The 24,544-nt window shown below is 60.7% G+C and carries 25 protein-coding genes, 1 tRNA gene and 1 riboswitch; of the genes, 18 read left to right on the top strand and 8 right to left on the bottom strand.

All coding sequences use genetic code 11. The annotated features are described in order from the left end of the window. Window positions 1–92: 92 nt before the first annotated feature. Window positions 93–1,034, top strand: coding sequence for an ABC transporter transmembrane domain-containing protein (locus FIU92_RS04785; protein ID WP_152457471.1), 942 nt, complete (start codon window positions 93–95; stop codon window positions 1,032–1,034). Between the two features lie 54 nt (window positions 1,035–1,088). Here the strand turns inward: FIU92_RS04785 and efp are convergent, their stop codons facing one another. Beyond that, complete coding sequence (gene efp, locus FIU92_RS04780; RefSeq protein WP_152457470.1) at window positions 1,089–1,652, bottom strand: elongation factor P; 564 nt, start codon at window positions 1,650–1,652, stop codon at window positions 1,089–1,091. A gap of 218 nt (window positions 1,653–1,870) precedes the next feature. Between efp and FIU92_RS04775 the strand changes: the two genes are divergently transcribed. Further along, window positions 1,871–2,191 (top strand): DUF6280 family protein, encoded by a 321-nt coding sequence (locus FIU92_RS04775; RefSeq protein WP_037310273.1) that lies wholly within the window; start codon window positions 1,871–1,873, stop codon window positions 2,189–2,191. Window positions 2,192–2,278: 87 nt separating this feature from the next. Here the strand turns inward: FIU92_RS04775 and FIU92_RS04770 are convergent, their stop codons facing one another. Next, window positions 2,279–2,848 carry a cobalamin biosynthesis protein CobQ gene (locus tag FIU92_RS04770; RefSeq protein WP_152457469.1) on the bottom strand — a complete coding sequence of 190 codons (570 nt, stop codon included), beginning with the start codon at window positions 2,846–2,848 and terminating at the stop codon, window positions 2,279–2,281. A gap of 62 nt (window positions 2,849–2,910) precedes the next feature. On the opposite strand from FIU92_RS04770, the gene FIU92_RS04765 reads away from it, so the two are divergent. After that, window positions 2,911–4,368, top strand: a complete 1,458-nt coding sequence (locus FIU92_RS04765) for a cobyric acid synthase (RefSeq protein WP_152457468.1) — start codon at window positions 2,911–2,913, stop codon at window positions 4,366–4,368. Window positions 4,369–4,371: 3 nt separating this feature from the next. On the opposite strand, the gene FIU92_RS04760 is transcribed toward FIU92_RS04765, so the two are convergent. From FIU92_RS04760 to FIU92_RS04750, 3 genes are all read right to left on the bottom strand, one after another. Continuing rightward, the gene (locus FIU92_RS04760) at window positions 4,372–5,145 is read right to left on the bottom strand and encodes a hypothetical protein (protein WP_152457467.1); all 774 of its coding nucleotides are present in this window, start codon (window positions 5,143–5,145) and stop codon (window positions 4,372–4,374) included. 73 nt (window positions 5,146–5,218) lie between these two features. Continuing rightward, window positions 5,219–6,637: a TolC family outer membrane protein gene (locus tag FIU92_RS04755; protein ID WP_152457466.1), complete on the bottom strand. Its 1,419-nt coding sequence runs from the start codon at window positions 6,635–6,637 to the stop codon at window positions 5,219–5,221. A gap of 94 nt (window positions 6,638–6,731) precedes the next feature. Further along, window positions 6,732–7,385 (bottom strand): protein-L-isoaspartate O-methyltransferase, encoded by a 654-nt coding sequence (locus tag FIU92_RS04750; protein WP_152457465.1) that lies wholly within the window; start codon window positions 7,383–7,385, stop codon window positions 6,732–6,734. A 224-nt stretch (window positions 7,386–7,609) separates the two neighbouring features. Here FIU92_RS04750 and FIU92_RS04745 point away from each other — a divergent pair. Next, window positions 7,610–7,683, top strand: a tRNA-Cys gene (locus FIU92_RS04745). Between the two features lie 252 nt (window positions 7,684–7,935). Here the strand turns inward: FIU92_RS04745 and FIU92_RS22725 are convergent. After that, on the bottom strand, window positions 7,936–8,109 hold the full coding sequence (locus tag FIU92_RS22725) for a hypothetical protein (protein ID WP_172978467.1): 174 nt from the start codon (window positions 8,107–8,109) through the stop codon (window positions 7,936–7,938). A 202-nt stretch (window positions 8,110–8,311) separates the two neighbouring features. Here FIU92_RS22725 and FIU92_RS04740 point away from each other — a divergent pair, with 202 nt between their 5' ends. Next, a complete protein-coding gene (locus FIU92_RS04740; protein ID WP_152459837.1) occupies window positions 8,312–10,168 on the top strand; it encodes an SLC13 family permease in 1,857 nt (618 codons plus the stop codon). Here FIU92_RS04740 and FIU92_RS22720 read toward each other — a convergent pair. Further along, window positions 10,165–10,344, bottom strand: a complete 180-nt coding sequence (locus FIU92_RS22720) for a hypothetical protein (protein WP_171231960.1) — start codon at window positions 10,342–10,344, stop codon at window positions 10,165–10,167. The genes FIU92_RS04740 and FIU92_RS22720 overlap by 4 nt on opposite strands. Before the next feature lie 51 nt (window positions 10,345–10,395). After that, window positions 10,396–10,603, top strand: a riboswitch (cobalamin riboswitch). Window positions 10,604–10,694: 91 nt separating this feature from the next. Between FIU92_RS22720 and FIU92_RS04735 the strand changes: the two genes are divergently transcribed. Genes FIU92_RS04735 through cobJ form a run of 7 tightly spaced genes read left to right on the top strand, consistent with a single transcriptional unit; the run spans window position 10,695 to window position 18,655 of the window. Continuing rightward, window positions 10,695–11,066, top strand: a complete 372-nt coding sequence (locus FIU92_RS04735) for a DUF1636 domain-containing protein (RefSeq protein ID WP_152457464.1) — start codon at window positions 10,695–10,697, stop codon at window positions 11,064–11,066. 1 nt (window position 11,067) lies between these two features. Then, window positions 11,068–12,123, top strand: coding sequence for a cobalamin biosynthesis protein CobW (gene cobW / locus FIU92_RS04730; RefSeq protein WP_152457463.1), 1,056 nt, complete (start codon window positions 11,068–11,070; stop codon window positions 12,121–12,123). Window positions 12,124–12,128: 5 nt separating this feature from the next. Beyond that, entirely contained in the window at window positions 12,129–15,422 is a 3,294-nt protein-coding gene (gene cobN, locus FIU92_RS04725; RefSeq protein WP_152457462.1) for a cobaltochelatase subunit CobN, read from the top strand. Further along, window positions 15,419–16,540, top strand: coding sequence for a cobalamin biosynthesis protein CobG (locus tag FIU92_RS04720; protein WP_152457461.1), 1,122 nt, complete (start codon window positions 15,419–15,421; stop codon window positions 16,538–16,540). Before cobN ends, FIU92_RS04720 begins: the two co-directional genes overlap by 4 nt. Next, the gene (locus tag FIU92_RS04715) at window positions 16,540–17,169 is read left to right on the top strand and encodes a precorrin-8X methylmutase (RefSeq protein ID WP_152457460.1); all 630 of its coding nucleotides are present in this window, start codon (window positions 16,540–16,542) and stop codon (window positions 17,167–17,169) included. Before FIU92_RS04720 ends, FIU92_RS04715 begins: the two co-directional genes overlap by 1 nt. Then, window positions 17,166–17,894, top strand: coding sequence for a precorrin-2 C(20)-methyltransferase (locus FIU92_RS04710; protein WP_152457459.1), 729 nt, complete (start codon window positions 17,166–17,168; stop codon window positions 17,892–17,894). The genes FIU92_RS04715 and FIU92_RS04710 overlap by 4 nt, the downstream gene beginning before the upstream one ends. Continuing rightward, complete coding sequence (gene cobJ, locus FIU92_RS04705; protein WP_152457458.1) at window positions 17,891–18,655, top strand: precorrin-3B C(17)-methyltransferase; 765 nt, start codon at window positions 17,891–17,893, stop codon at window positions 18,653–18,655. The genes FIU92_RS04710 and cobJ overlap by 4 nt, the downstream gene beginning before the upstream one ends. Here cobJ and FIU92_RS04700 read toward each other — a convergent pair. Continuing rightward, window positions 18,646–19,377 carry a cobalt-precorrin-6A reductase gene (locus FIU92_RS04700; protein WP_152457457.1) on the bottom strand — a complete coding sequence of 244 codons (732 nt, stop codon included), beginning with the start codon at window positions 19,375–19,377 and terminating at the stop codon, window positions 18,646–18,648. The two genes, cobJ and FIU92_RS04700, sit on opposite strands and share 10 nt — an antisense overlap. Here FIU92_RS04700 and cbiE point away from each other — a divergent pair. From cbiE to cobF, 6 genes are read left to right on the top strand one after another with little or no spacing between them, the layout of a single operon-like run. After that, the gene (gene cbiE / locus FIU92_RS04695; protein WP_152457456.1) at window positions 19,376–20,575 is read left to right on the top strand and encodes a precorrin-6y C5,15-methyltransferase (decarboxylating) subunit CbiE; all 1,200 of its coding nucleotides are present in this window, start codon (window positions 19,376–19,378) and stop codon (window positions 20,573–20,575) included. The two genes, FIU92_RS04700 and cbiE, sit on opposite strands and share 2 nt — an antisense overlap. Continuing rightward, window positions 20,572–20,952, top strand: a complete 381-nt coding sequence (locus tag FIU92_RS04690) for a cobalamin biosynthesis protein (protein WP_152459836.1) — start codon at window positions 20,572–20,574, stop codon at window positions 20,950–20,952. Before cbiE ends, FIU92_RS04690 begins: the two co-directional genes overlap by 4 nt. Further along, on the top strand, window positions 20,949–21,743 hold the full coding sequence (gene cobM, locus FIU92_RS04685) for a precorrin-4 C(11)-methyltransferase (RefSeq protein WP_152457455.1): 795 nt from the start codon (window positions 20,949–20,951) through the stop codon (window positions 21,741–21,743). The genes FIU92_RS04690 and cobM overlap by 4 nt, the downstream gene beginning before the upstream one ends. Continuing rightward, complete coding sequence (locus FIU92_RS04680; protein WP_152457454.1) at window positions 21,730–23,052, top strand: cobyrinate a,c-diamide synthase; 1,323 nt, start codon at window positions 21,730–21,732, stop codon at window positions 23,050–23,052. Before cobM ends, FIU92_RS04680 begins: the two co-directional genes overlap by 14 nt. Next, on the top strand, window positions 23,049–23,777 hold the full coding sequence (cobA, locus tag FIU92_RS04675) for a uroporphyrinogen-III C-methyltransferase (protein WP_152457453.1): 729 nt from the start codon (window positions 23,049–23,051) through the stop codon (window positions 23,775–23,777). Before FIU92_RS04680 ends, cobA begins: the two co-directional genes overlap by 4 nt. Then, a complete protein-coding gene (gene cobF, locus FIU92_RS04670) occupies window positions 23,770–24,540 on the top strand; it encodes a precorrin-6A synthase (deacetylating) (protein ID WP_152457452.1) in 771 nt (256 codons plus the stop codon). The genes cobA and cobF overlap by 8 nt, the downstream gene beginning before the upstream one ends. Window positions 24,541–24,544: the final 4 nt, after the last annotated feature.

The raw sequence follows: 24,544 nt of genomic DNA, 5'->3' as shown, positions 1-24,544 counted from the left end.
GCACGACCCGCGCATCAGCTTGTATCGAAAAGTTTGAACCCGTTGTCCTGCACTGCCAAAGTGCAGGCAAACAGGACGAACCGGATACCCGCATGTTTCGACTTTATTCCGCGATCTGGCGCGCCAGTGCGGGGCGGCAGATCATCCTCATCATGCTGTCCGTCGCAATTGCGGGCCTTGCCGCCGTGCCGCTTGAGTTTCAGCGCGACATCGTCAACCACCTGACATCCGACGATGTCGGGACTGAAAAACTGATCCAACTGGGCATCGGCATGATGGCCGTCATCCTGCTGAGCCTCGCCCTGAAATGGGTACTGGGCTATCGCGCCGGAACCTTGGGCGAAGACATGATCCGGCTGATCCGCCAACGCCTGCTTTGGCGTTCGACCGACCTGAAGGATTCAGACGAAGGCCTGCGCAAAGGCACCATGACCACCGCCATTTCGGCCGAAGCCGAAGAGTTGGGCAAGTTTGCCGGTGGAGCCTTTTCGGATCCGGTCGTTCAGATTGGAACGCTGATCAGCGTCATCGGCTATATCTCGTCCACGCAACCAGGTCTGGGGTTGATTGCGTTGTCAATGATCGTGCCGCAAATCATCATCGTTCTGGTCTCGCAGCGCAAAGTGAACACTTTCGTGGCGGAACGGGTTCGCATTCTGCGCGGTGCCACCGACCGACTGACGACCGAGGATATCGAAGCCGTTGAGCGGGATATCAACATCATGTTCGATGACATTTACGACACGCGGCGGCGGATGTTCCTGTGGAAACTTTCGGCAAAGTTCCTGCTGAGCGTGATCAACGGGGCCGGCACCGTCGGCATCCTGATGCTGGGGGGATATCTGGTCTTGCAGGGCAAAACGGATGTGGGCACCGTGGTGGCCGCCACCAGTGGGCTCAGCCGCATTCAGGGACCCACTGCCTTTCTGATCGCATTCTATCGTCAGGTCAGCGCCAATCGTATCAAGTACGAATTGATGCTGGAATTGTTCGGCCCGGATCCAACCCGCTATCGCTATCGACCCAACGCATAAAAAAAGACCGCGCGGCGGGCGCCTGCGCGGTCTGATGCGTAACGTGACGAAACGTCACGCGCGTTCGGAATATTCCATCGTTTCCGTGTTCACGACGATCATTTCGTCCTGGCCGATGAAGGGGGGAACCATGACTTTCACGCCATTGTCCAGCACCGCGGGCTTGAAAGAGTTCGCCGCCGTTTGACCTTTTACCACCGGTTCGGTCTCGACGATCTTGCAGGTCACTTTCTGCGGCAACGTCGCGTTCAGCGCCTCGCTTTCGTAGAATTCGACAACAATGGTCATGCCATCTTGCAGAAACGGACGGCGGTCACCCAGTAATTCTGCTGGTAATTCAATCTGTTCGTAGGTTTCTGAATCCATGAACACCAGCATTCCGTCGGATTCATACAGGAATTGCTGATCCTTTTGCTCCAGACGCACGCGTTCGACCTTGTCCGCCGAGCGGAAGCGTTCGTTCAATTTCGAGCCATTGCGCAGGTTGCGCAGTTCTACCTGTGCAAAAGCCCCGCCTTTGCCCGGCTTAACATGGTCGACCTTGACCGCTGCCCACAGGCCACCGTTATGCTCAAGCACATTGCCGGGGCGAATTTCGTTCCCATTTATCTTGGGCATTACATAAATCCTTCACAAACGGTTGATGCATCAGTTGCGGTCCCTATATCTGGCGGGATCACACCTGACAAGACAACGACACCTAGTGCTGCGGGTGCAGCGAGCCATGCAAGTGACGCAACGCAACTATGCATTTTAGCTGTATCCGAATCGCACCTAATCGGTCATAAGGACCCTCACGCCGAAAATGCAAGAGCAAGAACAACAAGGAAGACGAGATGAGAGATTTCGTTGACGGCACTGCCTTTAACAATGAGCAAGGCAATCGTGCGCGCAAACTTTTCGCGGCCGTTGTCCTGGCTGCGCTTGATGATGCTATCGCCGATGACAAGAAATACGGCAATGGCCCCGAACAAATCGCCCGCTGGGCGCGTTCGCGCGATGGGCGCGAAGTTCTGTCCTGCGCAGGAATTGACCCGAACGAACGGGTTGTAAGCGGATTGATGGAATTCGTTGGACGCGGTGTCCGCACCTCGGTTGCACTGTCGCGTGAAGAAAGCGAACGCCGCAACGCTGCTCAGCAGGCCGAAGCTGCCTGAACCAAGGTAGATTTGGATTGAACAAACGCGCTCTGCCTATCAGAGCGCGTTTTTCTATGCCTGATCGTCAGGTATGAAGCCAATGGCTCAAAAGAACAACAACCATTGCCGCACCACCCAGAATTCAGCCGCCAGCATGGTTGCGAACAGGGCTTTGCCCCAAACCGGCAATCCACGCTGCCAAAGCAGAACATATGCGGCCAGACAGACAAAGGCTGACACCGGAGCCACCCACGAAGCATGATGGTCGCTGTCCCAATAGCTGACAGGGCTGTGGAACACCCAGTCGCTGATGGGCCAGAACTGTGGCCGTCCGTCGCCCGCATGAAGCAGGAAATCTGTCGCAAGATGCAACAGACCCGCCGCTGCACCGACAGCCAGAACATGCCAACCTCTCCAGACTGCCAGCAGGAATGCCAGCCCCCATAGTATAAAGGAATTGTCTATGGCGAATACGGTCTGCCACGCCGGGGAAAAGTAAAGCTGCCCGAAGACCACCTGCTCGGGGATGCCCAGAACAAACAGGGATACGCCCGCCATCACGTATAGGGACAGATCCGGCAATAACGCTCCCAGCAGCGCAGCCCAGAGGATACGTCCTTGCGGCGGCCGGGCGAACACGGCAGCCCCGATCAAAAGATGCGCAGGCGTATTCATCCGGGGCTTTCCCTTTCGGCTCAAATCAGATCATCTGCGCCCAGACTTATAGGAGACAAGGCATGGTTCGCGCCATCATGATTCAAGGGACCGGCAGCAATGTCGGAAAATCGGTTCTGGTGGCGGGGCTGGCGCGCGCCTACACGCGCCGGGGCCTTCGGGTCGCGCCGTTCAAACCGCAAAACATGTCGAACAATGCAGCCGTCACCGAAAACGGTGGCGAAATTGGCCGCGCACAAGCCCTTCAGGCCCGTGCGGCAAAGCGGGAAACGCACACGGACATGAACCCTATTCTGCTCAAACCCGAGACGGATACCGGCGCGCAGATTATCGTTCAGGGGCAGCGCGCTGGCACGATGAAGGCCGGTGACTATCGCAAGGACAAATCCAAGCTACTGGGCGCAGCGCTGGAAAGCTTTGACAGGCTCTGCGCCGACGCTGATCTGGTTCTGATCGAGGGCGCTGGCAGCCCGGCTGAGACCAACCTGCGCAAAGGTGACATCGCCAATATGGGATTTGCCCGAGCAGCGGACATTCCTGTTGTTCTGGTCGGGGACATCCATCGTGGCGGGGTGATTGCGCAGATCGTTGGGACTCAGGCCGTTCTGGACGAAGGCGACGTGGCGCAGATCAGGGGTTTTGCCATCAACCGTTTCAAGGGCGACGTGTCCCTGTTTGACGAAGGCCGTGATGACATCTCGGCCCGAACAGGCTGGCCCTGCCTTGGGGTTGTGCCCTGGTTTCACGACGCCTGGAAACTGCCGGCCGAAGACATGATGGACATCCGTTCCCATACAGGCGGCGCGTGCAAGGTCGTTGTGCCCCAACTGGAGCGTATGGCCAATTTCGACGATCTCGATCCGTTGTCTGCTGAGCCCGGCGTGAGCGTCGAGGTCATCCCCGGTGGACGTCCCCTGCCCGGCGATGCGGATCTGGTTCTGCTTCCCGGCAGCAAATCCACGATCGGAGATCTGAGCTATTTTCGTGCACAGGGCTGGGATATCGACCTGTATGCACATGTTCGCCGCGGTGGACATGTCCTGGGGTTGTGCGGCGGCTATCAGATGCTGGGCAAGACCATTTCCGATCCTGATGGCGTGGACGGCCGGCCCGGCAAAGTTGATGGATTGGGGTTGCTGAACGTCGAAACCGTAATGGGCGGGCAGAAACAGGTCATCCTGCGTTCCGCCCATGCCCTGCCAGACCGAGAACCGGTCAGCGGATACGAAATCCACATGGGCCATACCGACGGCCCGGACCGCGCCCGCGCATGGCTTGAGGTCGAAGGCAGACCAGAAGGCGCAGCCAGCAGCAACGGCCGGGTCAAGGGCAGCTATCTGCACGGAATTTTCTCGTCAGACGCATTTCGTGCCCGCTATTTGTCAACGCTGGGCGTGACGTCGGACATTGCCTACGAAGACGGAGTAGAGCAGGCGCTGGATGATCTGGCCGATCATCTGGAGCGCCACATGAATCTTGACCTGATGCTGAGCCTGGCACAGCCACCACAGCGCGGCTGAGTCTTATCCCAGATCTTTCGCGGCGAGCGCACGCGCGATTTCCCGCCGAACCATTTTGCGCACGTTTCGCGTGATCCGCTCGCCCATCGCGCCTTGCAACTCCTGGCGGACAACTTCCGCGATCAGCTCACGCAATGTTTCTTCATCCAAATCCGTTGTCGAAACGTCTTCAACGACTTCAGTGGCACGATCGGATTCAGCCGGTCGTCCCGCCCGGATGAACTCTGCGTTTTGTATCGAAGCGGCCTCGGGCTGAGGATCGTCCGTATCTTCCTGATCAGTCAGAACGACGGTCCTTGCGGCCGCAAACTCCTCTTCGACGTTCCACGGCAGGGAATGCGTCGGTGTGCCGGAATAGGCGTCTGCGCTGTCGCCATCCGGCTCCCATTGATCCTCGGTTTGCGCAATCGCCGCTTCCAGCGCTTCGATCTTGGCACTCAGGCTGATCGCGGGATCATCGGTTGAGCCAGTTTCCGCGGAATGCCCCTCGGTCGCGTCATCCGCAGTGTTGGCAGGATCACCTGCCCTGACGATGTCACAGGCACGCAGCAGCATCGGCTTGGCCGAGTCGGCAACATCAGGAGACGGCTTGGCGGGCATGATCTCGGGCTGAGCAGGTTTGCTGATGCGCAGCGCGTCCGTCAGCACCAAACGCCCCGGCTTGCGCGTTGCACCCTGTTGATCCGAGGAGGATTTACCGCGACTGTCTTCACTGACCAGACGTTTGACCGAAGACAGAACGTCTTCGATCCCTGCTTTCACGACATTATCAGACATTGTTCTCTACCGCTCTATCGTTGGATCGAGTGTAGCCAAACAATCCGAGCCCTACAACAAATAGTATTGCCGGTCAGTCCCGACGCAACGCTTTGAGGACTCGATCCAGATCCTTGCTCTGTTTGCTGACACGCGCGGGGGCTTTCTTGACCAGATTATAGTACAAAGTCGGGTCATAGATCTGAACCGCCAGGCCAAGACGTTCTGCCGTCAAAAGGCCCTGCGCCTGCAACAGCTGATACGCTGCGCGGGATCGTTCCGTTCGCGACGCCACTTCGGCCAGCTGCGCGTCCAGCAAATCCTGCTGAGCATTCAGAACGTCCAAAGTGGTCCGGGCACCCAAGGTCGCTTCTTCCCTGATGCCATCAAATGCCACCTGCGATGCGCGAACCCGTTCCGTCGATGCCCTGAGGCTGGCACTGGCTGCCTGGAACGCTGCATACCGGTCCGTAACGCCCTGTGTGATATTCTTTTGTACGTTCAGAAGATTCGCACGAGACGCATCCCGGTTTGCCATAGCGCGCCGTACATTCGCGGCCAACCGGCCACCGGCGTAAATCGGCTGTGTAAAGTCCAGCGACACGGTCGCGTCATTCACATAGTCGTTGTTGTCATAGCTTTCACGCACACCCGCATCCGCGTTCAAACTGACATTCGGCCCAAGGTTGGCCCGCTGCTGCTGGACAATCAGATCAAAAGCGCGGACCTGATGCTGCGCCGACAGAATCGCTGGGTGGTTGCGTTGCGCGAGGCTGATCGCTTCTGCCTCACTCCGTGGCAGATTGGGCAGGCTGGGTTGACCGGCCGTCCGCCCCGGCGCCTTGCCGACCGCATTGACATATTCAGCCTGCGCAATGCTCAGTTCACCACGAGCGACCGCCAGATCAGCTTGAGAACTTGCCAACTGCGCCTCTGAAAGCGCCACGTCCGTGCGCGTTACTTCGCCAACCTCGAAGCGATCATTTGATGCGCGAAGCTCTTCCGCCGAAACATCCACGTTGTTCTGGCGAATTGCGACTGTTTCTTCCTGTAGCAGCACGCCCAAATAAGCATTTGCAGCGCGGATGAGCACCTGTTGCTCAATGTCGATCAGGGTTTGTCTGGTCGACAGAACCGTTTCCTGCGCCGATTGCTTGCCCAGAACCGAAGCGCCACCATCATACAGAAGCTGAGTTAGCCCCAGACCGGTGAAAAACCGGGACGGCTCGGTCGTTGTGACCACATTGTTGGTCCGGGACCGGGTATAATCCTGGCTGACCTGTACAGTCCAGTTGATGATCGGTCGCAATGCGGAAAGCGCGATCGCCACATCTTCATCTGCCGCGCGCAGCAGCGCCCGGTTCTGCTCCAGCAAGCCGCTTGTATTATACGCGCCGATGAAGGCGTCTGTTATGTTGTCAGCCCACGCCGGACGCCCTGGCATAACGCTGATGGCAAGTCCTGCGGTCACTGCGAATGCCCTGACCAGCTTGCCTGTCGCTGAACCACGCATACCGAAATCCTCTCAAACGAAATTACACTGCCCTGAAGGCAGTTTGCGGTCTTCTTTTCAACTAATCAAGGCGCCAGCAGAATCTATCGGCGAACTATAGCGAAAATGCACACTCCGCCGAAAAGCTCTCTAGTATCGGCGCACTGGCGTTGAACGCATCCCGCCAGCTGACCCGGCCTCCGGCCTTTCGACCGATCCGCACAGTTCCAAGATTGCCTTCAACAAACAGGCATGCAATCCGGCCATGTTCCTTGAGCTGATCCAACAGCGCGTCGGGAATCCGTTCAACACCGCCCTGCACCATGATCGCATCGTAAGGACCGTGCTCAGCCGCACCCTGCTCCAAAGGACCGACGTGGATAATGGCATTGTCCACATCAGCCTCAGCCAACAGGCTTTGCGCCTCGGACGCCAGCGAGTCGTCGCTTTCCACACCAACAACCAACTGGGCCATACGCGCGGCAACCGCAGTGGAATACCCCGTCGCCGGAGCGATATCGAGAATCATCTCGTCGTTCGAAATGTTGAGCGCATCCAGCATTTTAGCAAGCGTTCTCGGCTCGAGCATACAGCGCCCGTTGCCCAGTTCGATCACACTGTCGGCATAGGCGGCCTCACGCTGTGCGTCAGGCACGAAGTTTTCGCGCGGGACGTTCAACATCGCCTCAATGATCGGGAACTTTGTAACATCCGAAGGCCGGATTTGCGTATCAACCATAGTGCGGCGCCGGGCAGCGAAATCTGTCATAGGATCTCTCGAGTCATTCCCAAAGTTACCCGGCTTTTGCCACATCCTGAAACGCCCAGCAACGGCCCTGTTGACGCAACCCCCCGCGCCTGTGCGTTTGCGGTTGCGGGCTTCGGCAAATTTCCATCTCGTCGACAAAATTGCGCGCAATCCTCTGGACGCCCCTTGGGAAAGCTGCTAAAACCCCAAGCACACCACGGCAAGTATTTGATTTTACTTGAAAAGGCGAGTTGGCGGAGTGGTGACGCAGCGGATTGCAAATCCGTGTACACCGGTTCGATTCCGGTACTCGCCTCCAGTACCTCCACTGACTTGCGGTACTTTTTCCCTCCCCGAGGTCCAATATCCAACCAACTATTGGATTTTTCGTATTGTGATCTTGTTCTGTTCCATCCGACTGCGAGCATTCTGGACATATGCCGCCAGCTTGCGTTCAGGCAACACCCGCCGTACTTCCTGGGCATCTTCATCTTGAAATGATCAGAATTGGTGACCTGAACCATTGGTCCCAGCCATTTGGGTACAGACCTTTCTTGTAGTCAGATTGCGATCAGGGACGGCCAAGCAGGCCCTTTGCGCGGTTCACGCAGCGGCAGAATGGTGCTGCAAACAAAGCTGTCGGATTGTCTGTCGTCCATGGCTGGAATTGACCTGCCATTACCTGTGCTGCTTCGACCTGGTTGGGACGGCATCGCGCCTGCGCGAAGCGTGCTGACTTCTTCATGCAATTTGTCCAATCCTTCTTTCTGACGCGTTCGTCAAACGGGGTTCCCGAAAGCATTGCTCACACAGCAGCCTTTGAGCAATTTTATGTCTCAACATCGCCAAAAAACGAAACTTCATGACAACTCGGGAAGGATGAACTAGGACTCTAACAAAGAAAAAGTTCTGGACGTATTGTGGAACACATTGCCTTTACCTTCGAGATGGGGGTCGTTTGCACCCTGCTGGCATTCACCGTTTTTCTGTTCGTTTCCGAGATCATTAGGATCGACCTTTCCGCCATATTGGTTCTGGTTCTCATAGGCTTGCTCAGCTACGCGCCCGGGCTGGGAAATCTGGCGGATGTCACCCTTCTGTTCGACGGCTTCGCATCCAATGCCGTCATCTCGATCATTGCGGTCATGATCGTCGGGGCCGGTCTGGACAAGACGGGGATCATGAACAAGGTGGCTGCCGTCATCCTCAAATACGGCGGCAAATCCGAAGGCAGGGTTGTACCAATCATTTCCGGCACCGTTGGCGTCATATCCTCGTTCATGCAGAATGTCGGCGCCGCTGCTCTGTTTCTGCCGGTTGTCAGCCGAATTTCCACACGGTCGGGCATACCGCTGTCGCGCCTGCTCATGCCGATGGGATTCTGCGCCATTTTGGGCGGCACCATGACGATGGTGGGGTCGTCTCCTCTTATCCTGCTGAACGATCTGATCCTGACGGCAAATGACAATCTGCCGGCCTCTCAGAAAATGGAGCCCTTCGGCCTGTTCTCGGTCACGCCGATCGGTGCGGTTCTGATCCTGACGGGAATTGGTTACTTTCTGCTGTTGGGACGCTGGGTTTTGCCCGAGGCTGAAGGACCTGACAATACGGGTACCGGACAAGGGACACAGGAATACCTGCAAAGGGTCTATGGCCTCAAAGCCGATGTGTTCGAAGTCGTGGTGCCCGAGGACAGCCCCTTGGTCGGCGAGATTCTGGCCGACATCAACCACGAAAACCACCTGTACATCATTTCCACCTTCTATCGCGGCAAAACCTCGATGGTTCAGGTTTTGACAGCGGAAATAGCAGCGCCGTGTCGGCTGGCCATCGTCGGCCGCCGTTGGGAGGTCGAGAAGTTCGCCGAGAAATACGGGCTGACCGTTCTTCCGGATTTGGACATTTTCGTCGAAGAGTTCGCCCCAACCAATGCAGGCGTGGCCGAGGTGGTCATCACGCCCGACAGCAAGCTGATCGGCAAATGCCCCCGCGAGCTTTTGTTTCGCAAGACCTACGGGATGTCGCTGCTGGCCATTCACCGCGGCGAAGAGACGCTGAGCCATGTCGAGACCGAGGATCACGAATCCACTCAGATCGGGCTCGAAAAGTTTCAGGCGGGCGACATGCTTGTGGCACATACCAGATGGGACAACCTGATGCGGATCAAACGAGATCCGGATTTCGTCGTCGTGACGACGGACTTTCCTCAGGACGAGCTGCGGCCGCAAAAAGTCGGCTGGGCCCTGGCATTCTTCGCCATTTCGCTGTCGTTGATCCTGTTCACGGATGTCCGGCTTTCACTCTGTCTTCTTACCGGCGCGGTGGGCATGATGCTGACCCGTGTGCTCAGCGTGGACGAGGCATACCGCGCGGTCGGATGGAACACCGTATTCCTGCTCGCCTGCCTCATACCTTTGGGACAAGCCGTGCAGAACACAGGCACGGCCGCGTGGATCGCGCAGCAGATCATGATAATTCTGGACGGCTGGCCGCTCTGGTCGCTGCAAACCGGCATCGCCGTTCTGGCGACGGCCTTTTCTTTGGTCATGTCCAACGTGGGGGCCACGGTTCTGCTGGTGCCTCTGGCGGTATCAATTGCGGTGGCGGCGGGTGGAAACCCAGCCGTCTTTGCCCTGACGGTCGCCATATCGACCTCGAACAGCTTCATCATCCCAACCCATCAGGTAAACGCGTTGATCATGGGTCCGGCCGGATACAAGGTGATGGATTTCGTCCGCTCCGGCGGAATAATGACGGCGCTGTTTCTGGTCGTCTCGCTGCTCATGATAAACGTCATCTATTAGCGCAAGAGGATCCGGGGTGTTCGGTGGTCTTTACCCATCATCTGGACAGGTTCAGTCGAGGCACCGGTTGGCCATAGTCTACGCCCCTTGCTGAGATACCGTTCGTCGTCCGGCCCATCTCGGGCTGGGTCCCGGCACACCATGCCGCCCATCGACGCCCACAGGTCGCTTTCCATGCCTCTGCATAATTGTTGCGCGCGACTCGCTTGACAAGCAGGCCAGCGGTGCCGCATGTCCCTTTCGTTGGTGTCGGTGACAGCCGATGAAAAGGGAATGCGTCAACGGTCTTGCCGCCAAACGCAGCCGCCCCCGCGACCGTGAACGGAGAGGATGCCCAATGCCACTGGCTCGAAAGCCGGGAAGGCGGGACATCCGACAGAGGCCCGCCTCTGGCATCCGCAAGCCGGGAGACCTGCCAACAACCGAAGTTGAAACCGGGCGGGGTGTTCCGGTGTCGGGTCCATGACCAATCGTGGCCCGCATGAAACCCCGTCCCCCGCGAAGAGGATTTGGGGGGATGAGAGACATGACCGAGACCGCACCAGTCGAGTTGCTGGTCTGTACCACCTGCCGTCGCGGCCTGCCTGTCGAAGATGACGCGCAACGCCCGGGCGCTTTGTTGCACAAGGCCCTGGAACAGGCAGACCTGCCCGACGGTGTCACCCTGAAAGCCGTTGAATGCCTGTCAAACTGCGATCAAGGCTGTTCGATCGTGTTGCGCGGGCCGGGCCGCTGGACCTTCGTGTATGAAAACCTGAACGAAACAGATCATGTCGACGTCATCGTCGACGGCGCGACCAAGTATCTGGCCACTGAAGATGGTTTGGTGAAATGGCGCGAACGCCCCGAACATTTTCGCAAGAACTGTGCCTCGCGCATTCCCCCGATTGGAGCCTGACATGTCGAACCTCGAAAAACTCCCCGTCACAGTGATCACCGGCTTTCTGGGCTCGGGCAAGACCACTTTGGTGCGTCACCTGATGCAGAACCCGCAGGGCAAGCGCCTTGCCGTCGTGGTCAACGAGTTCGGCGATGTAGGCGTCGATGGCGACATCCTGAAATCCTGCGCCATTCCTGATTGCCCGGCGGAAAACATCATGGAACTGGCCAATGGCTGCATCTGCTGCACCGTGGCAGATGATTTCATTCCCACCATCGAGGCCCTGATGGCGTTGGAGCCGCGCCCGGATCATATCCTGATCGAAACCAGCGGTCTGGCCCTGCCGAAACCGCTGCTCAAGGCATTCGACTGGCCTGACATCCGCTCGAAGATCACCGTTGACGGCGTGATCGCCTTGGCCGATGCCGAGGCTGTGGCCGCAGGCCGTTTCGCGCCCAATGTCGAAGCGGTGGACGCCCAGCGCATGGCCGATGACTCGATCGACCACGAAACGCCCCTGTCCGAGGTGTTCGAGGATCAGATCTCGTGCGCCGACATCATCCTGCTGACCAAGCCCGACCTCGCCGGCCCCGAAGGCGTGGCCAAAGCGCGCGAGATCATCGCCGCCGAGGCGCCGCGCCCCCTGCCCGTCGTCGAAGTGGCCGAAGGTGCCGTGGACGTGCGCGTTGTGCTGGGTCTGGAAGCCGCCGCCGAGGATGACATGGACGCCCGACCCTCGCATCACGACGGCCATCACGATCACGAGCATGACGATTTCGAAAGCATCATCGTCGAGCTGCCCGAGCAGACCGAACCGGCCCAACTGATCGCCAATATCGAACGCCTCGCCAATGAACTGAACATCCTGCGCGTCAAAGGGTATGCCGCCGTTCAGGGCAAACCCATGCGCCTGCTGGTTCAGGCGGTCGGCGCGCGGGTACGGCACCAGTATGACCGCCCGTGGGAACCCGGTGAAGACCGTCGTTCGCGTCTGGTCGTCATCGCCGAGCATGACGATATCAAAGAGGCGGAAATCCGCGAAATCCTCGTGGGTGTGCGTGAGGCTGCCGAGTAAGACACATGCACGTCGTCTTCCGCGAAAGCCACGGGCTCGAGGAAACCGAGACCCCAACCGATCTGGGCCAGAGCCCGGCGGAACTGGTGGTGCTGTCGTTTTCGGACAGCGATCTGGGGGCTTTCGCGGCGGGCTGGCATCGCGGCGGCGGGCCCGAGGGACGGATGCCCTCGTTGCGGCTGGCCAACCTGGCGGCGCTGAAACACCCGCTGTCGGTCGACACCTATGTCGAACAGACGCTCGAGGGCGCTAAGGGCATTCTGATCCGTCTGATCGGCGGCGTCCCCTACTGGGCTTATGGGTTGCAGCAGGTTCTGGCGCTGGCGCAGGCCAAGGGCATCGCGCTGGCGGTGCTGCCCGCTGACGGGCGCGAGGACACGCGGCTGGATGACTATTCCACCCTGCCGGTCTCGACCCTGCGGCGGCTGGCGCATCTGTGCGATACCGGCGGCGAGGTCGCGGCACAGGCGGCGTTGGCGCAGATGGCTTTGGCGGCGGGGCTTTATGCCGGTCCGGTGATGGGCGCCAAGACCTTGCCCGAATGTGGCGTGTGGTGTCCGGATCGCGGCGTAATCCCGGTGGAAACCGCGTTCGAAAGCAAGGCCAAACGAATCCTCGTCACCTTTTACCGCGCTTACCTGACCTCGGCAGACACCGCCCCGATCGCCTCCCTGATCCGCAGCCTGCGCGCCCGTGGATACGCGGCGGTGGGCCTGTTTGCCCCATCTCTCAAGGCGCCCATGGCCGCCGACTGGTTGCGGGAACAGGTTGTTGCGCTGAACCCATCGGCCATTGTCAACGCCACTTCGTTTTCGGGAAAAGGTGCGTCGGGAACGTCGCCTCTGGACGCGGCAGGCGTGCCGGTGTTTCAGGTCGCTCTCGCCACCTCGCGCCGCAAAGCCTGGGCCGAGGCGGAACGCGGTTTGTCCCCCGCCGATCTTGCCATGCATGTGGTACTGCCCGAGGTGGATGGACGGATCTCGGCGGGAGTTGCGTCTTTCAAGGAACCCGGAAAACGCGATCCGCATCTGGAATACGCGCGCTTTGCACATCGGCCCGAACCGGACCGGATCGAAGCGATCATCGACCGTGTATCAGGCTGGCTTGCACTGAACGACAAACCCAAGGCAGATCAGATTCCTGCGTTGGTCCTGTCCACCTATCCCGGCAAAGACTGGCAGATGGCCCATGCGGTTGGCCTCGACGCGCTGGCCTCGGCCGAGGCGATGCTGTCCGATCTTGACGAAGAAGGCTATGACATCGCGACTGGCGAGCCGATTGCCGACACTCTTCTGGACGCACGGATTTCGTGGTCGCTCGGGGATTATCAGGATGCGCTTGCGGAATTGCCCGAAACCCTGCGCGCTGATCTGCACGCCGTTTGGGGCGCGCCCGAAGATGATCCGGCCTGTGCCGATGGGGCCTTCCATTTCACCGCGCTTCGGCGCGGCAAGGCGCTGGTCGCGCTGCAACCCGAACGCGGCACGCCCGAGTTGCGGGATGACGACTATCATGACCTCTCGCGCACCCCGCGCCACGGTTATGTCGCCTTCTATCTGTGGCTGCGCAAAGGGTTGGGTGCCGATGCGCTGATCCATATCGGCGCGCACGGAACGCTGGAATGGTTGCCCGGAAAATCGGTCGCCTTGTCTGCCGATTGTTGGCCCGAGGCGCTGATCGGCGATCTGCCGGTGATCTACCCGTTTATCGTGAACGACCCGGGCGAGGCCGCGCAAGCCAAGCGCCGGATCGGAGCCGTCACGCTGGGCCACATCCCGCCCCCGATGAAGGAAAGCGGCACGCCGGATCGGATGGTGCGGCTTGAATCGCTGCTGGATGAGTTTTCCAACGCCGACGGGCTTGACCCCAAACGCCGCGACCGCTTGCAGGAAGATATCCGAGATGAGGCGCAGGCGATAGGGCTGGAAAGCGATCTCGGCCTCGATCAGGCAACCTGCACCGCCGAGGCCATCACCCGCATCGACCGCTTTGTCTGTGACATCAAGGAAAGCCAGTTTGGCGACGGGCTGCACATCTTCGGGCGCGTGCCCGAGGTGACGGGCAGTTTCGATCCGGCCCCTTCGGCCCACGCCGAACGCGACGCGCTGATCAAAGCGCTCGAAGGCAAGCGGATTGATGCCGGACCTTCGGGGTCCCCCTATCGTGGCCGGTCAGATGTTCTGCCCACCGGGCGGAACCTTTACACCACCGATCCGCGGTCGGTTCCGACCCGTGCGGCCTATGCTCAGGGTGTGAAACTGGCCGAGGAACTGGTGCGGCGCCATCTTCAGGAAGAAGGCGATTACCCGAAGGGGCTGATCGTCGATCTGTGGGGGTCAGCCACGATGCGCACGGCGGGCGAGGAATTCGCCATGGCCCTGCACCTGCTGGGCGTCAAACCCGTGTGGGACAAAGGGTCCGAGAGGGTTTCCGGCATCGAGGTTCTGCCGATCACCGACCTGAGCCGCCCGCGCCTGGACGTGACCCTGCGGGTCTCGGGCCTGTTCCGGGATGTTTTCCCGACGCTGTCCGCCTTGTTTGGCCAAGCGGTTCGCGCATTGGCCGCGCGCGATGAGGCAACGGACTGGAACCCCTATGCCGGGCAGGCGCCGGCAGCGCGGGTCTATGGACCTGCGCCCGGAAGCTATGGCGTGAACATGACCGAACTTTCCGAAGTGTATACCGACGAGGCCCGTGCGCAGGCCGGTGAAGCGTGGCTTGAGGCCAGTTCTTTTGCATTGGAAGGCGAACACATCTCGCAGGACAAGGACGGCATCACCCAACGCGTTGCAAATGCGGACAGCTTTGTCCACTTGCAGGACCTGACCGAAACCGATCTTCTTCTGGCCAACGATTATGCCACGCACGAGGCGGGCTTTGCCGCCGCCAAGAAGATCGCCGGCGGAACCGCGCAGCTGTACCATCTGGACAACACCTACCCCGAAAACCCGCGTGCCCGCACTTTGCGTGAAGAAATCAGCCGCGTCGTCCACGGCCGTGCCGCCAACCCCGGCTGGATCGCCGGAATGCAGCGCCATGGTTTCCGGGGGGCGGCTGAAATCGCGGCAACGCTGGATCATATGGCTTCTTTCGCGCATCTGTCCGGCACTGTCGCACCGCATCTTTTTGACCTCTACCACGATGCCACGCTGGGCAACGAAGAGGTCGACGCGTTCCTGCAAGAGGCCAATCCCAAGGCACGCCAGGCCATGCAGGACCGGTTCCGCGCGCTGCTTGAGGCCGGGCTTTGGAACACGCGCCGGAACTCTATCCGGGCTGATCTGGAGGGATTGAGATGAGTGCACCAATTGTTCAGGGCTGGTGCCCGGGCGCCCATCGTCCGATGATGTCCGGTGACGGTCTGGTCGTCAGGGTCAGGCCCCGGCTGGCGCGTCTGGAGGCCGATCAGGCACTGGGACTGTGCGATCTGGCGGACCGCTTTGGCAACGGCTCGATCGATTTGACCAATCGCGCCAATCTGCAATTGCGGGGCGTGGAAGAGGAAGACCATCAGCCTCTGCTCAAAGAGCTTGCCGCGCTGAACCTGCTGGATGCGGAACCCGGTATCGAAATACGCCGCAATATTCTGGTTACGCCGCTCTATCAGGCGGGCGATTTGACTGCTCGACTGACCCATGAACTGATTGACCGGCTTGCGGAGCTGCCGGCCCTGCCGGCAAAGTTCGGCTTTGCAATCGACACCGGCCCCGAACGTCTGCTGGCGTCGGATTCGGCCGATATTCGCCTGGAATCCGGTGCAGGCAGCCTGATCCTGCGCGCTGACGGGTGCGCAACCGGGCGGAGCGTAACCGAGACCGACGCCATTGATCACGTGATCGCGCTGGCAATGTGGTTTGCCGAAACCTACACACCCGAGACACGCCGCATGGCGCGTGTCATCGACGCCCTGCCGCAGGAATGGCAAGGATGTGCGCCCGGTTCCGTTGGCGCAAAGCTTCAACCGGGCCGCTGTGAACTGGGTGCCCTATACGGCGCGGCTTTTGGGTCGCTGCCTGCGCGCAAGCTGTATGACCTGATCGAGGACAGCGGCGCTTGCGCCCTGCGCGTCACCCCGTGGCGGCTGATCCTGCTGGAAGGCGGGGCGGCGATACCTGCCCCGGCCTTTGTCGAAAATGAAACCGATCCGTTGATGACCACCGACGCCTGCCCCGGCGCGCCGTTCTGCCCGCAAGCGCAGGCCGAGACGCGCGACATCGCCCGGGCGTTGGCTTCGCGGGTGTCCGTACGCCTGCATGTTTCGGGCTGTAGCAAGGGATGCGCTCGCATGGGTCCTGCCGACATCACATTGGTGGGCGCAAACGGACGATTTGATCTTGTCAAACAGGGCCGCGCAGGGGATGAGCCCAGCCAACGCGGGCTCGACCCGGAAACACTCATGACTATGGACTTCACCTGATGCCCTATACATACGAAACCGATGGCGCGGCGATCTACAAGGAAAGCTTTGCCACCATCCGGTCCGAGGCTGATCTGGCCCGTTTTGATGCCGATGAAGAGCAGGTTGCCGTTCGCATGATCCACGCCGCGGGTATGGTCGGGCTGGAAGAGTTCGTGCATTTCTCGCCCGGCTTCGTGCAGACGGCCCGCACCGCATTGGAAAATGGCGCACCGATCCTGTGTGATGCGCGCATGGTCAGCGAAGGTGTCACCCGTTTCCGCCTGCCCGCCGACAACCAGGTGATCTGTACCCTGCATGACGAACGCGTACGCCCGCTGGCCGCCGAGATGAGCAACACCCGTTCCGCCGCGGCGCTGGAGCTGTGGCGTCCGCATCTGGAGGGCGCGCTGGTCGCCATCGGCAATGCGCCCACCGCACTGTTCCATTTGCTGAACATGCTGGAAGATCCGGATTGCCCGCGCCCTGCCGCGATCATCGGCTGCCCGGTTGGCTTCGTCGGCGCGGTGGAATCCAAGGATGCGCTGTGGCAGGCGCAACCGGTGCCATCCTGCATCGTCAAAGGTCGTCTGGGCGGCAGCGCCATCACGGTGGCGGCCATCAACGCCATCGCAAGCCGGGCAGAATGAAGATGGGCACCATATACGGTGTGGGCCTTGGCCCCGGCGATCCGGATTTGATGAGCGTCCGGGCTGATCGCCTGCTGCGCAATGCAAAGAATGTAGCGTATTTCCGCAAACCCGGTCGCAGTGGTCAGGCGCGTAAGATCGTTAACGGGATGATCCCCGAAGGCGCGGTCGAGTTTCCGATGGAATATCCCGTAACCACCGAGATCCCGGTGACAGACCCGCGTTACAACGAATTGCTGGCAGCATTCTACGAAGACTGCACCGCCCATCTCAAAGCCCTGTCAGAACGGGGTGAGGACGTGGTTGTTCTGTGCGAGGGCGATCCTTTCTTCTATGGCTCGTTCATGCATCTTTACAGCCGTTTGCGCCAAGACGCGCCGGTTGAAGTTGTACCCGCCATTACCGGCATGTCCGGAGCATGGACCGCGACCGGAGACCCGATCACCTGGGGTGATGACGTGCTGACCGTGCTGGTTGGCACCCTGCCCGAGGACACGCTGGCGGAACGCATGGCTCTGACCGATGCATTGGTCGTGATGAAAATCGGACGCAACATCGACAAGGTGAAGCGCGCTCTGAAGACCGCTGGCCTGTATGACCGGGCGTGGATCGTGGAATATGCGCAGATGCCGAACCAGACGGTGACAAAGCTGTCCGAAGCCTGCGAGAAGATCACCCCGTATTTCTCGATCATCGTCGTGCACGGTCAGGGACGGCGACCATGAGCGGCTGGGTCAAGATTGCCGGTCTGGGGCCGGGTGACGAGGCGCTTGTTACACCAGAAGTAACAGCCGCGCTGGCCGAAGCCACCGATGTTGTGGGCTATATCCCATATGTGGCGCGTATTGCCGAGCGCCCCGGCCTTACACTGCATGCAAGTGACAACCGGGTCGAAATCGACCGCTCGCAGCACGCGCTGCAAATGGCTGCCGATGGCAAACGGGTGGTCGTTGTATCCTCGGGCGATCCCGGCGTGTTTGCCATGGCGGCGGCTGTCTTCGAAGCACTGGAAAACGGCCCTGCGGAATGGCGTGGCCTTCAGATCGATGTGCTGCCGGGGATCACGGCGATGTTGGCTGCATCCGCGCGCGCGGGCGCCCCGATGGGGCATGATTTCTGCGCCATCAACCTCAGCGACAACCTCAAACCATGGTCATTGATCGAAAAACGCCTGCGCCTTGCTGCACAGGCGGATTTCTCGATGGCCTTTTACAATCCGCGCTCGAAGTCCCGCCCGGAAGGCTTTGTAAAAACGCTGGAAATCCTGCGTGAAGAGTGTGAGCCCGAACGTCTGATCCTGTTCGCCCGCGCCGTATCGCGGGCCGATGAAGAGATGCGTATTTCGACACTGGCCGAAGCCACGCCCGACATGGCGGATATGCAGACCGTGGTGATCGTGGGGTCATCCCGAACGCGCGTCATCGAGCGCGATGGCGCACCCATCGTTTACACCCCTCGCTTCACCCCTGATGAGGATCAGGGATGAGACAGCCAGTCCAGAACCTGTGCGACCTGCGAAAACTCGGTCCGCTTCGGCAGAACCGGGCGGTCGATCATCAGCACGGGAAGGCCCAGCGCCCGCGCCGCGTCCAGCTTGGCGCGCGCGCCCGTGCCGCCGGCGTTCTTGGACACGACCAGCTGCGTACCATGGCGCTGCATCAACGCCCGGTCGTCGGCTTCGGTAAACGGCCCTCGGGCGACGACCACCTCTGCATTCGGCAAGGGCAAAGTGTCGGGCTCATCCACAAGGCGCAGCAGGTAACTGTGCTGAGGCCGGGTCGAAAAATCTTCAAGATGCATGCGGCCAACGGCAAGGAAGACACGCTGAGCATCACCGGACAATGCGTCGACGGCGGCAGCGATGTCGGGCACGTGACGCCAGACATCGCCGGGCTGCGACACCCAGGCCGCGCGGGTCAACGCGGCCAATGGCGTCCGCGTCGCGGCGCATGCCTCGATCGCGTTCCGGCTCATCCGGGCCGCAAATGGATGGGTCGCGTCCAAGACATGGGTGATGGCGTTCTCATGGATATAGGCGGCCAGACCTTCCGGACCGCCGAAACCGCCAACCCTTACCGGCAAGGGCTGCGGTCGCGGGTTTTCCACCCGTCCGGCGTAGGAATACACAGCAGCAATCCCTTGTCGCGAAACAGCTTTGGCCAGCGCGTTGGCCTCGGTCGTGCCGCCAAGGATCAGGAGGGTTGTCATGTCTGAATCTCCGTGGCTGACCGTTCTGGGACTGGGCGAAGATGGGTTTGATGGCCTGTCGTCAACCAGCCGTCAAGTGCTGGACCGGGCCGAAGTGATCATGGGGCCGCCGCGCCACCTGTCGTTGCTGCCCGAAACAGGGGCGGAACGTGTCGAATGGCCCGTGCCGTTCTCGGAAGGGCTGCCGATCCTGAAGGGATTGCGTGGCCGGCAGACGGTTGTTCTGGCCTCGGGCGATCCGTTCTGGTTTGGCGCGGGTTCGGTCATTGCGCGCAATTTCGATGCCGGTGAATGGACCGCCCTGCCCGGCCAATCCACCTTCTCGCTGGCCGCTGCCCGGCTCGGCTGGCCTTTGGAAAGCACATTGACCTTCGGCCTGCACGCCGCGCCGCTGACCCGTTTGCGTCCTCATCTGGCGCCGGGAGCGCACGCGATCTTGTTGCTGCGTGACGGAAAGTCCGTGGCGGAACTGGCTCGGTATCTGACCGAGACAGGCTTTGCCGACTCGGCCCTGCATGTGATGCAGGCGCTTGGCGGTCCGCGCGAAAACACCCGAACAGTCACGCTGACCGAGGCGCTGTTGGGTACGTTCGACCACCCGGTCTGCGTCGGTCTGGAAGTTTCCGGTGCAGGACCTGCCCTTTCCAAGGCGTCTGGCAAACCGGACCACATCTTCGAGACGGACGGGCAGATCACCAAACGCCCGATCCGCGCGCTGACACTCTCGGCGCTTGCTCCGCAACGGGGCGAGCACCTGTGGGATATCGGAGGGGGCACCGGCTCGATCAGCATCGAATGGCTGATGTGCGATCCGACCCTGACCGCGACCAGCATTGAACCCCGTGCTGACAGGGCTGAGCGCATTCGTCGGAATGCCGATGCACTGGGTCAGGATCGGCTGAATGTCATCCATGGCACCGCGCCCGCTGCACTGGATGGGTTGGAACTGCCCGACGTGGTGTTCATCGGAGGGGGGCTTGATCCAGACCTGCTGCACTGGCTGCACCAGAACCTGCCGTCCGGAACCCGCCTGGTTGCCAATGCCGTGACTTTGGAAAGCGAGGCCACGTTGACCCAATGGCATGAGAAACTGGGCGGAGAGCTTCTGCGGATCGAACTCGCGCAGTCAGCGCCGCTTGGACCGCGCCGCGGCTGGAAATCCGCCTATCCGGTCGTGCAATGGAGCGTGACGCTATGATCGTTGCCGGTTTGGGATTCTCGTCCGCCGCCACTGTTGACAGCTTGCGCGCCGTATTTGACACGGCGGCCGCAAACCACGATGTCGCCGCCCTGGCAACCGTTGCCGACAAGGAAGGTCATTCGGCCCTGACGACCTTTGCCGAAGAACTGTCACTTCCCCTGCATTTCGTTGCCGCCGCCGATCTGGCCGGTCAACGTACACTCACCTGCTCGAACCGCAGCCGCGCAACCTATGGCACCGGAAGCGTGGCCGAAGCATCCGCATTGGCGGCCGCCGGAAAACTTTTTGGCCCGGGTGCGCGGCTGCTTTCACCCAGACAGATTTCAGACGACCGGCTGGCGACCTGCGCCATAGCCATCGGAGGACAGACATGACCGTTCATTTCATCGGCGCCGGACCGGGCGCCGCCGACCTGCTGACGCTGCGCGGGCGCGACATCATCGCATCCTGCCCCGTTTGCCTTTATGCGGGTTCCCTAGTTCCGGAAGAAATTCTTGGCCACTGCCCCGAAGGCGCAAGGATCGTGAACACCGCGCCAATGGATCTGGATCAGATCATGGCCGAGATCGAGGCCGCACATCAGGCCGGCCAGGATGTGGCCCGTCTGCATTCGGGCGACCTGTCGGTCTGGTCGGCGATGGGGGAACAGATCCGCCGCCTCAAGGAAATGGGCATCCCGGTCAGCGTGACCCCAGGCGTTCCGTCCTTTGCGGCGGCTGCGGCGGCTTTGGGAACCGAACTGACTCTGCCCGGGCTGGCGCAATCCGTGGTTCTGACCCGAACGCCGGGCCGTGCATCTTCTATGCCCGAAGGCGAGACGTTGGAAAATTTCGCACACACAGGGGCGACACTTGCCATTCATCTGTCCATCGGCAATCTGGACAATGTCATTGCCGATCTGACCCCGGCCTATGGGGCCGACTGTCCGGTCGCCGTGGTCTATCGCGCAAGCTGGCCGGATGAACGGATCATCCGCGCGACGCTGGGAACGCTAAAAGCGGCGCTGGATGACAGCATCTCGCGGACTGCGTTGATCATGGTTGGTCCGGCGCTGGCGGGCGAAGGTTTCGACGAAAGCTGCCTGTATTCGAAAGATTACGACCGCCGCTATCGCCCGCAAAGCGCCGAGAGCCCCTGGTCAAGCTGGAGCCATGGTGATGATTAACCCTCCGGGCCTTCTGATTTCAGCACCGTCCTCGGGCACGGGCAAGACAACGGTCATGCTGGGCCTGTTGCGCGCGTTCGCCGAGGATGGCCTGACCGTTCAACCGTTCAAGAGCGGACCGGACTATATCGACCCCGCCTTCCACCGAGCCGCGTCCGGGCGGGCTTCGTTCAATCTTGACAGCTGGGCGATGGGCGATCCTTTGTTGAACGCGATCTCCGCGCAGGCCGAAGGCGCCGACATCGTGGTGGCAGAAGGTTCGATGGGCCTGTTCGATGGCGTGGCCAAGCCGGGTGAGTTGGGTCATGGGTCCAGCGCCGAGACCGCTGCACGGATGGGTTGGCCGGTTGTGTTGGTGCTGGATGTCGGCGGCCAGGCGCAATCTGCGGCGGCAACCGCGCTGGGGTTCAGGATGTACAACCCCGATCTGCCCTTTGCCGGCGTCATTCTAAACCGCTGTGCCAGCCCCCGGCACGAGCGCCTGACCCGGCTGGGGATGGAACGCGCAGGCCTGCCGGTTCTGGGTGTGCTGCCGCGCCGAGGCGATCTGACCCTACCCGAGCGGCATCTGGGGTTGATCCAGGCAGTCGAACACCCGGATCTGGAAAGCGCCATCGTGGGCTATGCCGCATTTCTGCGCGAACATGTGGATCTCGAGGCGATCAAACGGGCGGCTTCCTCAGGCCCCATTGGGCCATCGTCAGACGCGCTGCCGCGCCCTCCAGCCCAGCGGATTGCATTGGCACGGGATGCGGCTTTTTCTTTTACATATCCACATTTGCTGGAAGGCTGGCGCGCCGCCGGGGCCGAAATCCTACCCTTCTCGCCACTGGCTAATGAAGCCCCGGCGGCGGATGCCGATCTGGTCTGGCTTCCCGGCGGATATCCTGAACTGCATGCCGGGACATTGGCTGCTGCCCAAACCTTCCTCGCGGGTCTGCGCAAGCACGCGGAAACAAGGCCTGTGCATGGCGAGTGCGGTGGATACATGGCGCTGGGTCATGCGCTGATCGACAAGGATGGCGTGCGGCATGAAATGGCTGGCCTGCTGGGGCTGGTGACGTCGTACCAAAAACGCAAATTCAACCTAGGCTATCGCAAGGCCGAACTTTTGGCCCCGATGCCGGGATTTGCGCGGAATGCAGCGCTGCGCGGGCATGAGTTCCACTATTCCTCGATCGTGGATCAGCCTGACCCGCCGCTGGCCCGTGTGTTTGATGCCGAAGGCGCAGAGGGACCTCAGACCGGCTCCGTTCGCGGCAATGTCACAGGTACGTTCTTTCACCTGATTGCGGAGGCAACTGCATGAGCGGATTTGTCTCTTTCATCGGCTCGGGCCCCGGCGATCCGGAACTGCTGACGCTGAAGGCCGTCGACAGGATGAAAAAAGCCGATGCGATTTTGTTCGATGACCTCAGCAGCGGGCCGATTCTGAGCCACGCGCGCGAGGACGCCGATCTTGTGGGCGTGGGCAAACGGGCAGGTCGCCCCTCGCCCAAACAGGACCATGTCAGCAGGTTGCTAGTGGACTACGCCCAGACCGGCCAACATGTCGTGCGGCTGAAATCCGGCGATGGCGGCATGTTCGGGCGGCTTGAAGAAGAGCTTGTTGCCCTTCGTGATGCGGGCATTGAATTCGAGATCATCCCCGGCGTACCGTCTGCGGTGGCTGCCGCTGCTGCTGCAGGCATCCCGCTGACGCGTCGTCTGACCGCACGGCGGGTGCAGTTCGTGACGGGACATGACGTCAGTGGCGCGTTGCCGAACGACCTGAACCTGACAGCCTTGGCCGATTCTCAGGCCACCACTGTCGTATTCATGGGTAAACGTACTTTCCCGCTTCTGGCAGAAGCGCTGCATTCACACGGCCTGCCTTTGGATACGCCTGCTTTGATGGCTGAATCTGTTTCGACCCCGGATCAGAAGCTGACGCGCGCCACCATCGGTGCCCTGGCCGAACAGCTGAAATCCGAGATCGGCACGGCTCCGGCCCTGATCCTTTACGGGCCGCTGGCGGAGTTCGAAGATGATTGATCTGAGCCTGATTGGCATCGGCACCGGCAACCCGGATCACGTGACCTTTCAGGGCGCGCAGGCGATCCGGTCGGCCGATCTGATTCTGATCCCCCGCAAAGGCGAAAACAAGGCCGATCTGGCCGGGCTGCGTGAGGACATCATTGATCGGGTAACCGAAACACCACCAAGGGTAGCCTATTTTGACATCCCAAAGCGCCGGGCGGATGACGGCTATCTGCGCGGTGTGGACGAATGGCACGACGCCATTGCGCTGCGCTGGCAAGAGGCGATCGAGGCCCACCCGGAGGCGCAGCACATTGCGCTGCTGATTTGGGGCGACCCGTCCCTGTATGATAGTTCGCTGCGCATTGCGGCGCGGCTGGACCCCAAGCCCAACACCAGGGTGATCCCGGGCATCACGGCCTTGCAGGCTTTGACAGCGGCTCATGCGATCCCGATCAATGACTTGGGCGCACCCTATGTCGTGACCACCGGGCGCCGTATCCGGGATGAAGGCTGGCCTGAAACCGCTTCGAAAGTCGCCGTCATGCTGGACGGGGAATGTTCGTTCCAGTCCCTCAGGATGGCAGAGTATGACATCTGGTGGGGGGCCTATGTGGGCATGAAAGAAGAACTGCTGATCAGCGGCCCTTTGGATCAGGTCGCGCAGCGGATCCTTGACACGCGCGCCCGCGCCCGAGCCGACCATGGCTGGATCATGGATATCTACTTGCTGAAGAAACGCGACGTGCAGCAGCGCGCGGCGAACACGGATTCGTGACTGC

It is taken from the genome of Ruegeria sp. THAF33, from assembly GCF_009363615.1.
In the GTDB taxonomy this organism is placed as follows: domain Bacteria; phylum Pseudomonadota; class Alphaproteobacteria; order Rhodobacterales; family Rhodobacteraceae; genus Ruegeria.
This window is presented reverse-complemented; position numbering and strand designations above follow the sequence as displayed.

Bases quoted from the DNA above. Each gene is read 5' to 3' on its own strand.
- FIU92_RS04760 (WP_152457467.1), bottom strand. From the start codon at position 5,145: ATGTCTGATAATGTCGTGAAAGCAGGGATCGAAGACGTTCTGTCTTCG.
- FIU92_RS04735 (WP_152457464.1), top strand. From the start codon at position 10,695: ATGACCGAGACCGCACCAGTCGAGTTGCTGGTCTGTACCACCTGCCGT.
- cobW (WP_152457463.1), top strand. From the start codon at position 11,068: ATGTCGAACCTCGAAAAACTCCCCGTCACAGTGATCACCGGCTTTCTG.
- FIU92_RS22720 (WP_171231960.1), bottom strand. From the start codon at position 10,344: ATGGAAAGCGACCTGTGGGCGTCGATGGGCGGCATGGTGTGCCGGGAC.
- FIU92_RS04690 (WP_152459836.1), top strand. From the start codon at position 20,572: ATGATCGTTGCCGGTTTGGGATTCTCGTCCGCCGCCACTGTTGACAGC.
- efp (WP_152457470.1), bottom strand. From the start codon at position 1,652: ATGCCCAAGATAAATGGGAACGAAATTCGCCCCGGCAATGTGCTTGAG.
- cobJ (WP_152457458.1), top strand. From the start codon at position 17,891: ATGAGCGGCTGGGTCAAGATTGCCGGTCTGGGGCCGGGTGACGAGGCG.
- cobF (WP_152457452.1), top strand. From the start codon at position 23,770: ATGATTGATCTGAGCCTGATTGGCATCGGCACCGGCAACCCGGATCAC.
- cobN (WP_152457462.1), top strand. From the start codon at position 12,129: ATGCACGTCGTCTTCCGCGAAAGCCACGGGCTCGAGGAAACCGAGACC.
- FIU92_RS04765 (WP_152457468.1), top strand. From the start codon at position 2,911: ATGGTTCGCGCCATCATGATTCAAGGGACCGGCAGCAATGTCGGAAAA.
- FIU92_RS04680 (WP_152457454.1), top strand. From the start codon at position 21,730: ATGGTGATGATTAACCCTCCGGGCCTTCTGATTTCAGCACCGTCCTCG.
- FIU92_RS04715 (WP_152457460.1), top strand. From the start codon at position 16,540: ATGCCCTATACATACGAAACCGATGGCGCGGCGATCTACAAGGAAAGC.
- FIU92_RS04770 (WP_152457469.1), bottom strand. From the start codon at position 2,848: ATGAATACGCCTGCGCATCTTTTGATCGGGGCTGCCGTGTTCGCCCGG.
- FIU92_RS04710 (WP_152457459.1), top strand. From the start codon at position 17,166: ATGAAGATGGGCACCATATACGGTGTGGGCCTTGGCCCCGGCGATCCG.
- FIU92_RS22725 (WP_172978467.1), bottom strand. From the start codon at position 8,109: ATGAAGAAGTCAGCACGCTTCGCGCAGGCGCGATGCCGTCCCAACCAG.
- cbiE (WP_152457456.1), top strand. From the start codon at position 19,376: ATGTCTGAATCTCCGTGGCTGACCGTTCTGGGACTGGGCGAAGATGGG.
- cobM (WP_152457455.1), top strand. From the start codon at position 20,949: ATGACCGTTCATTTCATCGGCGCCGGACCGGGCGCCGCCGACCTGCTG.
- FIU92_RS04750 (WP_152457465.1), bottom strand. From the start codon at position 7,385: ATGACAGATTTCGCTGCCCGGCGCCGCACTATGGTTGATACGCAAATC.
- FIU92_RS04720 (WP_152457461.1), top strand. From the start codon at position 15,419: ATGAGTGCACCAATTGTTCAGGGCTGGTGCCCGGGCGCCCATCGTCCG.
- cobA (WP_152457453.1), top strand. From the start codon at position 23,049: ATGAGCGGATTTGTCTCTTTCATCGGCTCGGGCCCCGGCGATCCGGAA.
- FIU92_RS04785 (WP_152457471.1), top strand. From the start codon at position 93: ATGTTTCGACTTTATTCCGCGATCTGGCGCGCCAGTGCGGGGCGGCAG.
- FIU92_RS04775 (WP_037310273.1), top strand. From the start codon at position 1,871: ATGAGAGATTTCGTTGACGGCACTGCCTTTAACAATGAGCAAGGCAAT.
- FIU92_RS04740 (WP_152459837.1), top strand. From the start codon at position 8,312: ATGGGGGTCGTTTGCACCCTGCTGGCATTCACCGTTTTTCTGTTCGTT.
- FIU92_RS04700 (WP_152457457.1), bottom strand. From the start codon at position 19,377: ATGACAACCCTCCTGATCCTTGGCGGCACGACCGAGGCCAACGCGCTG.
- FIU92_RS04755 (WP_152457466.1), bottom strand. From the start codon at position 6,637: ATGCGTGGTTCAGCGACAGGCAAGCTGGTCAGGGCATTCGCAGTGACC.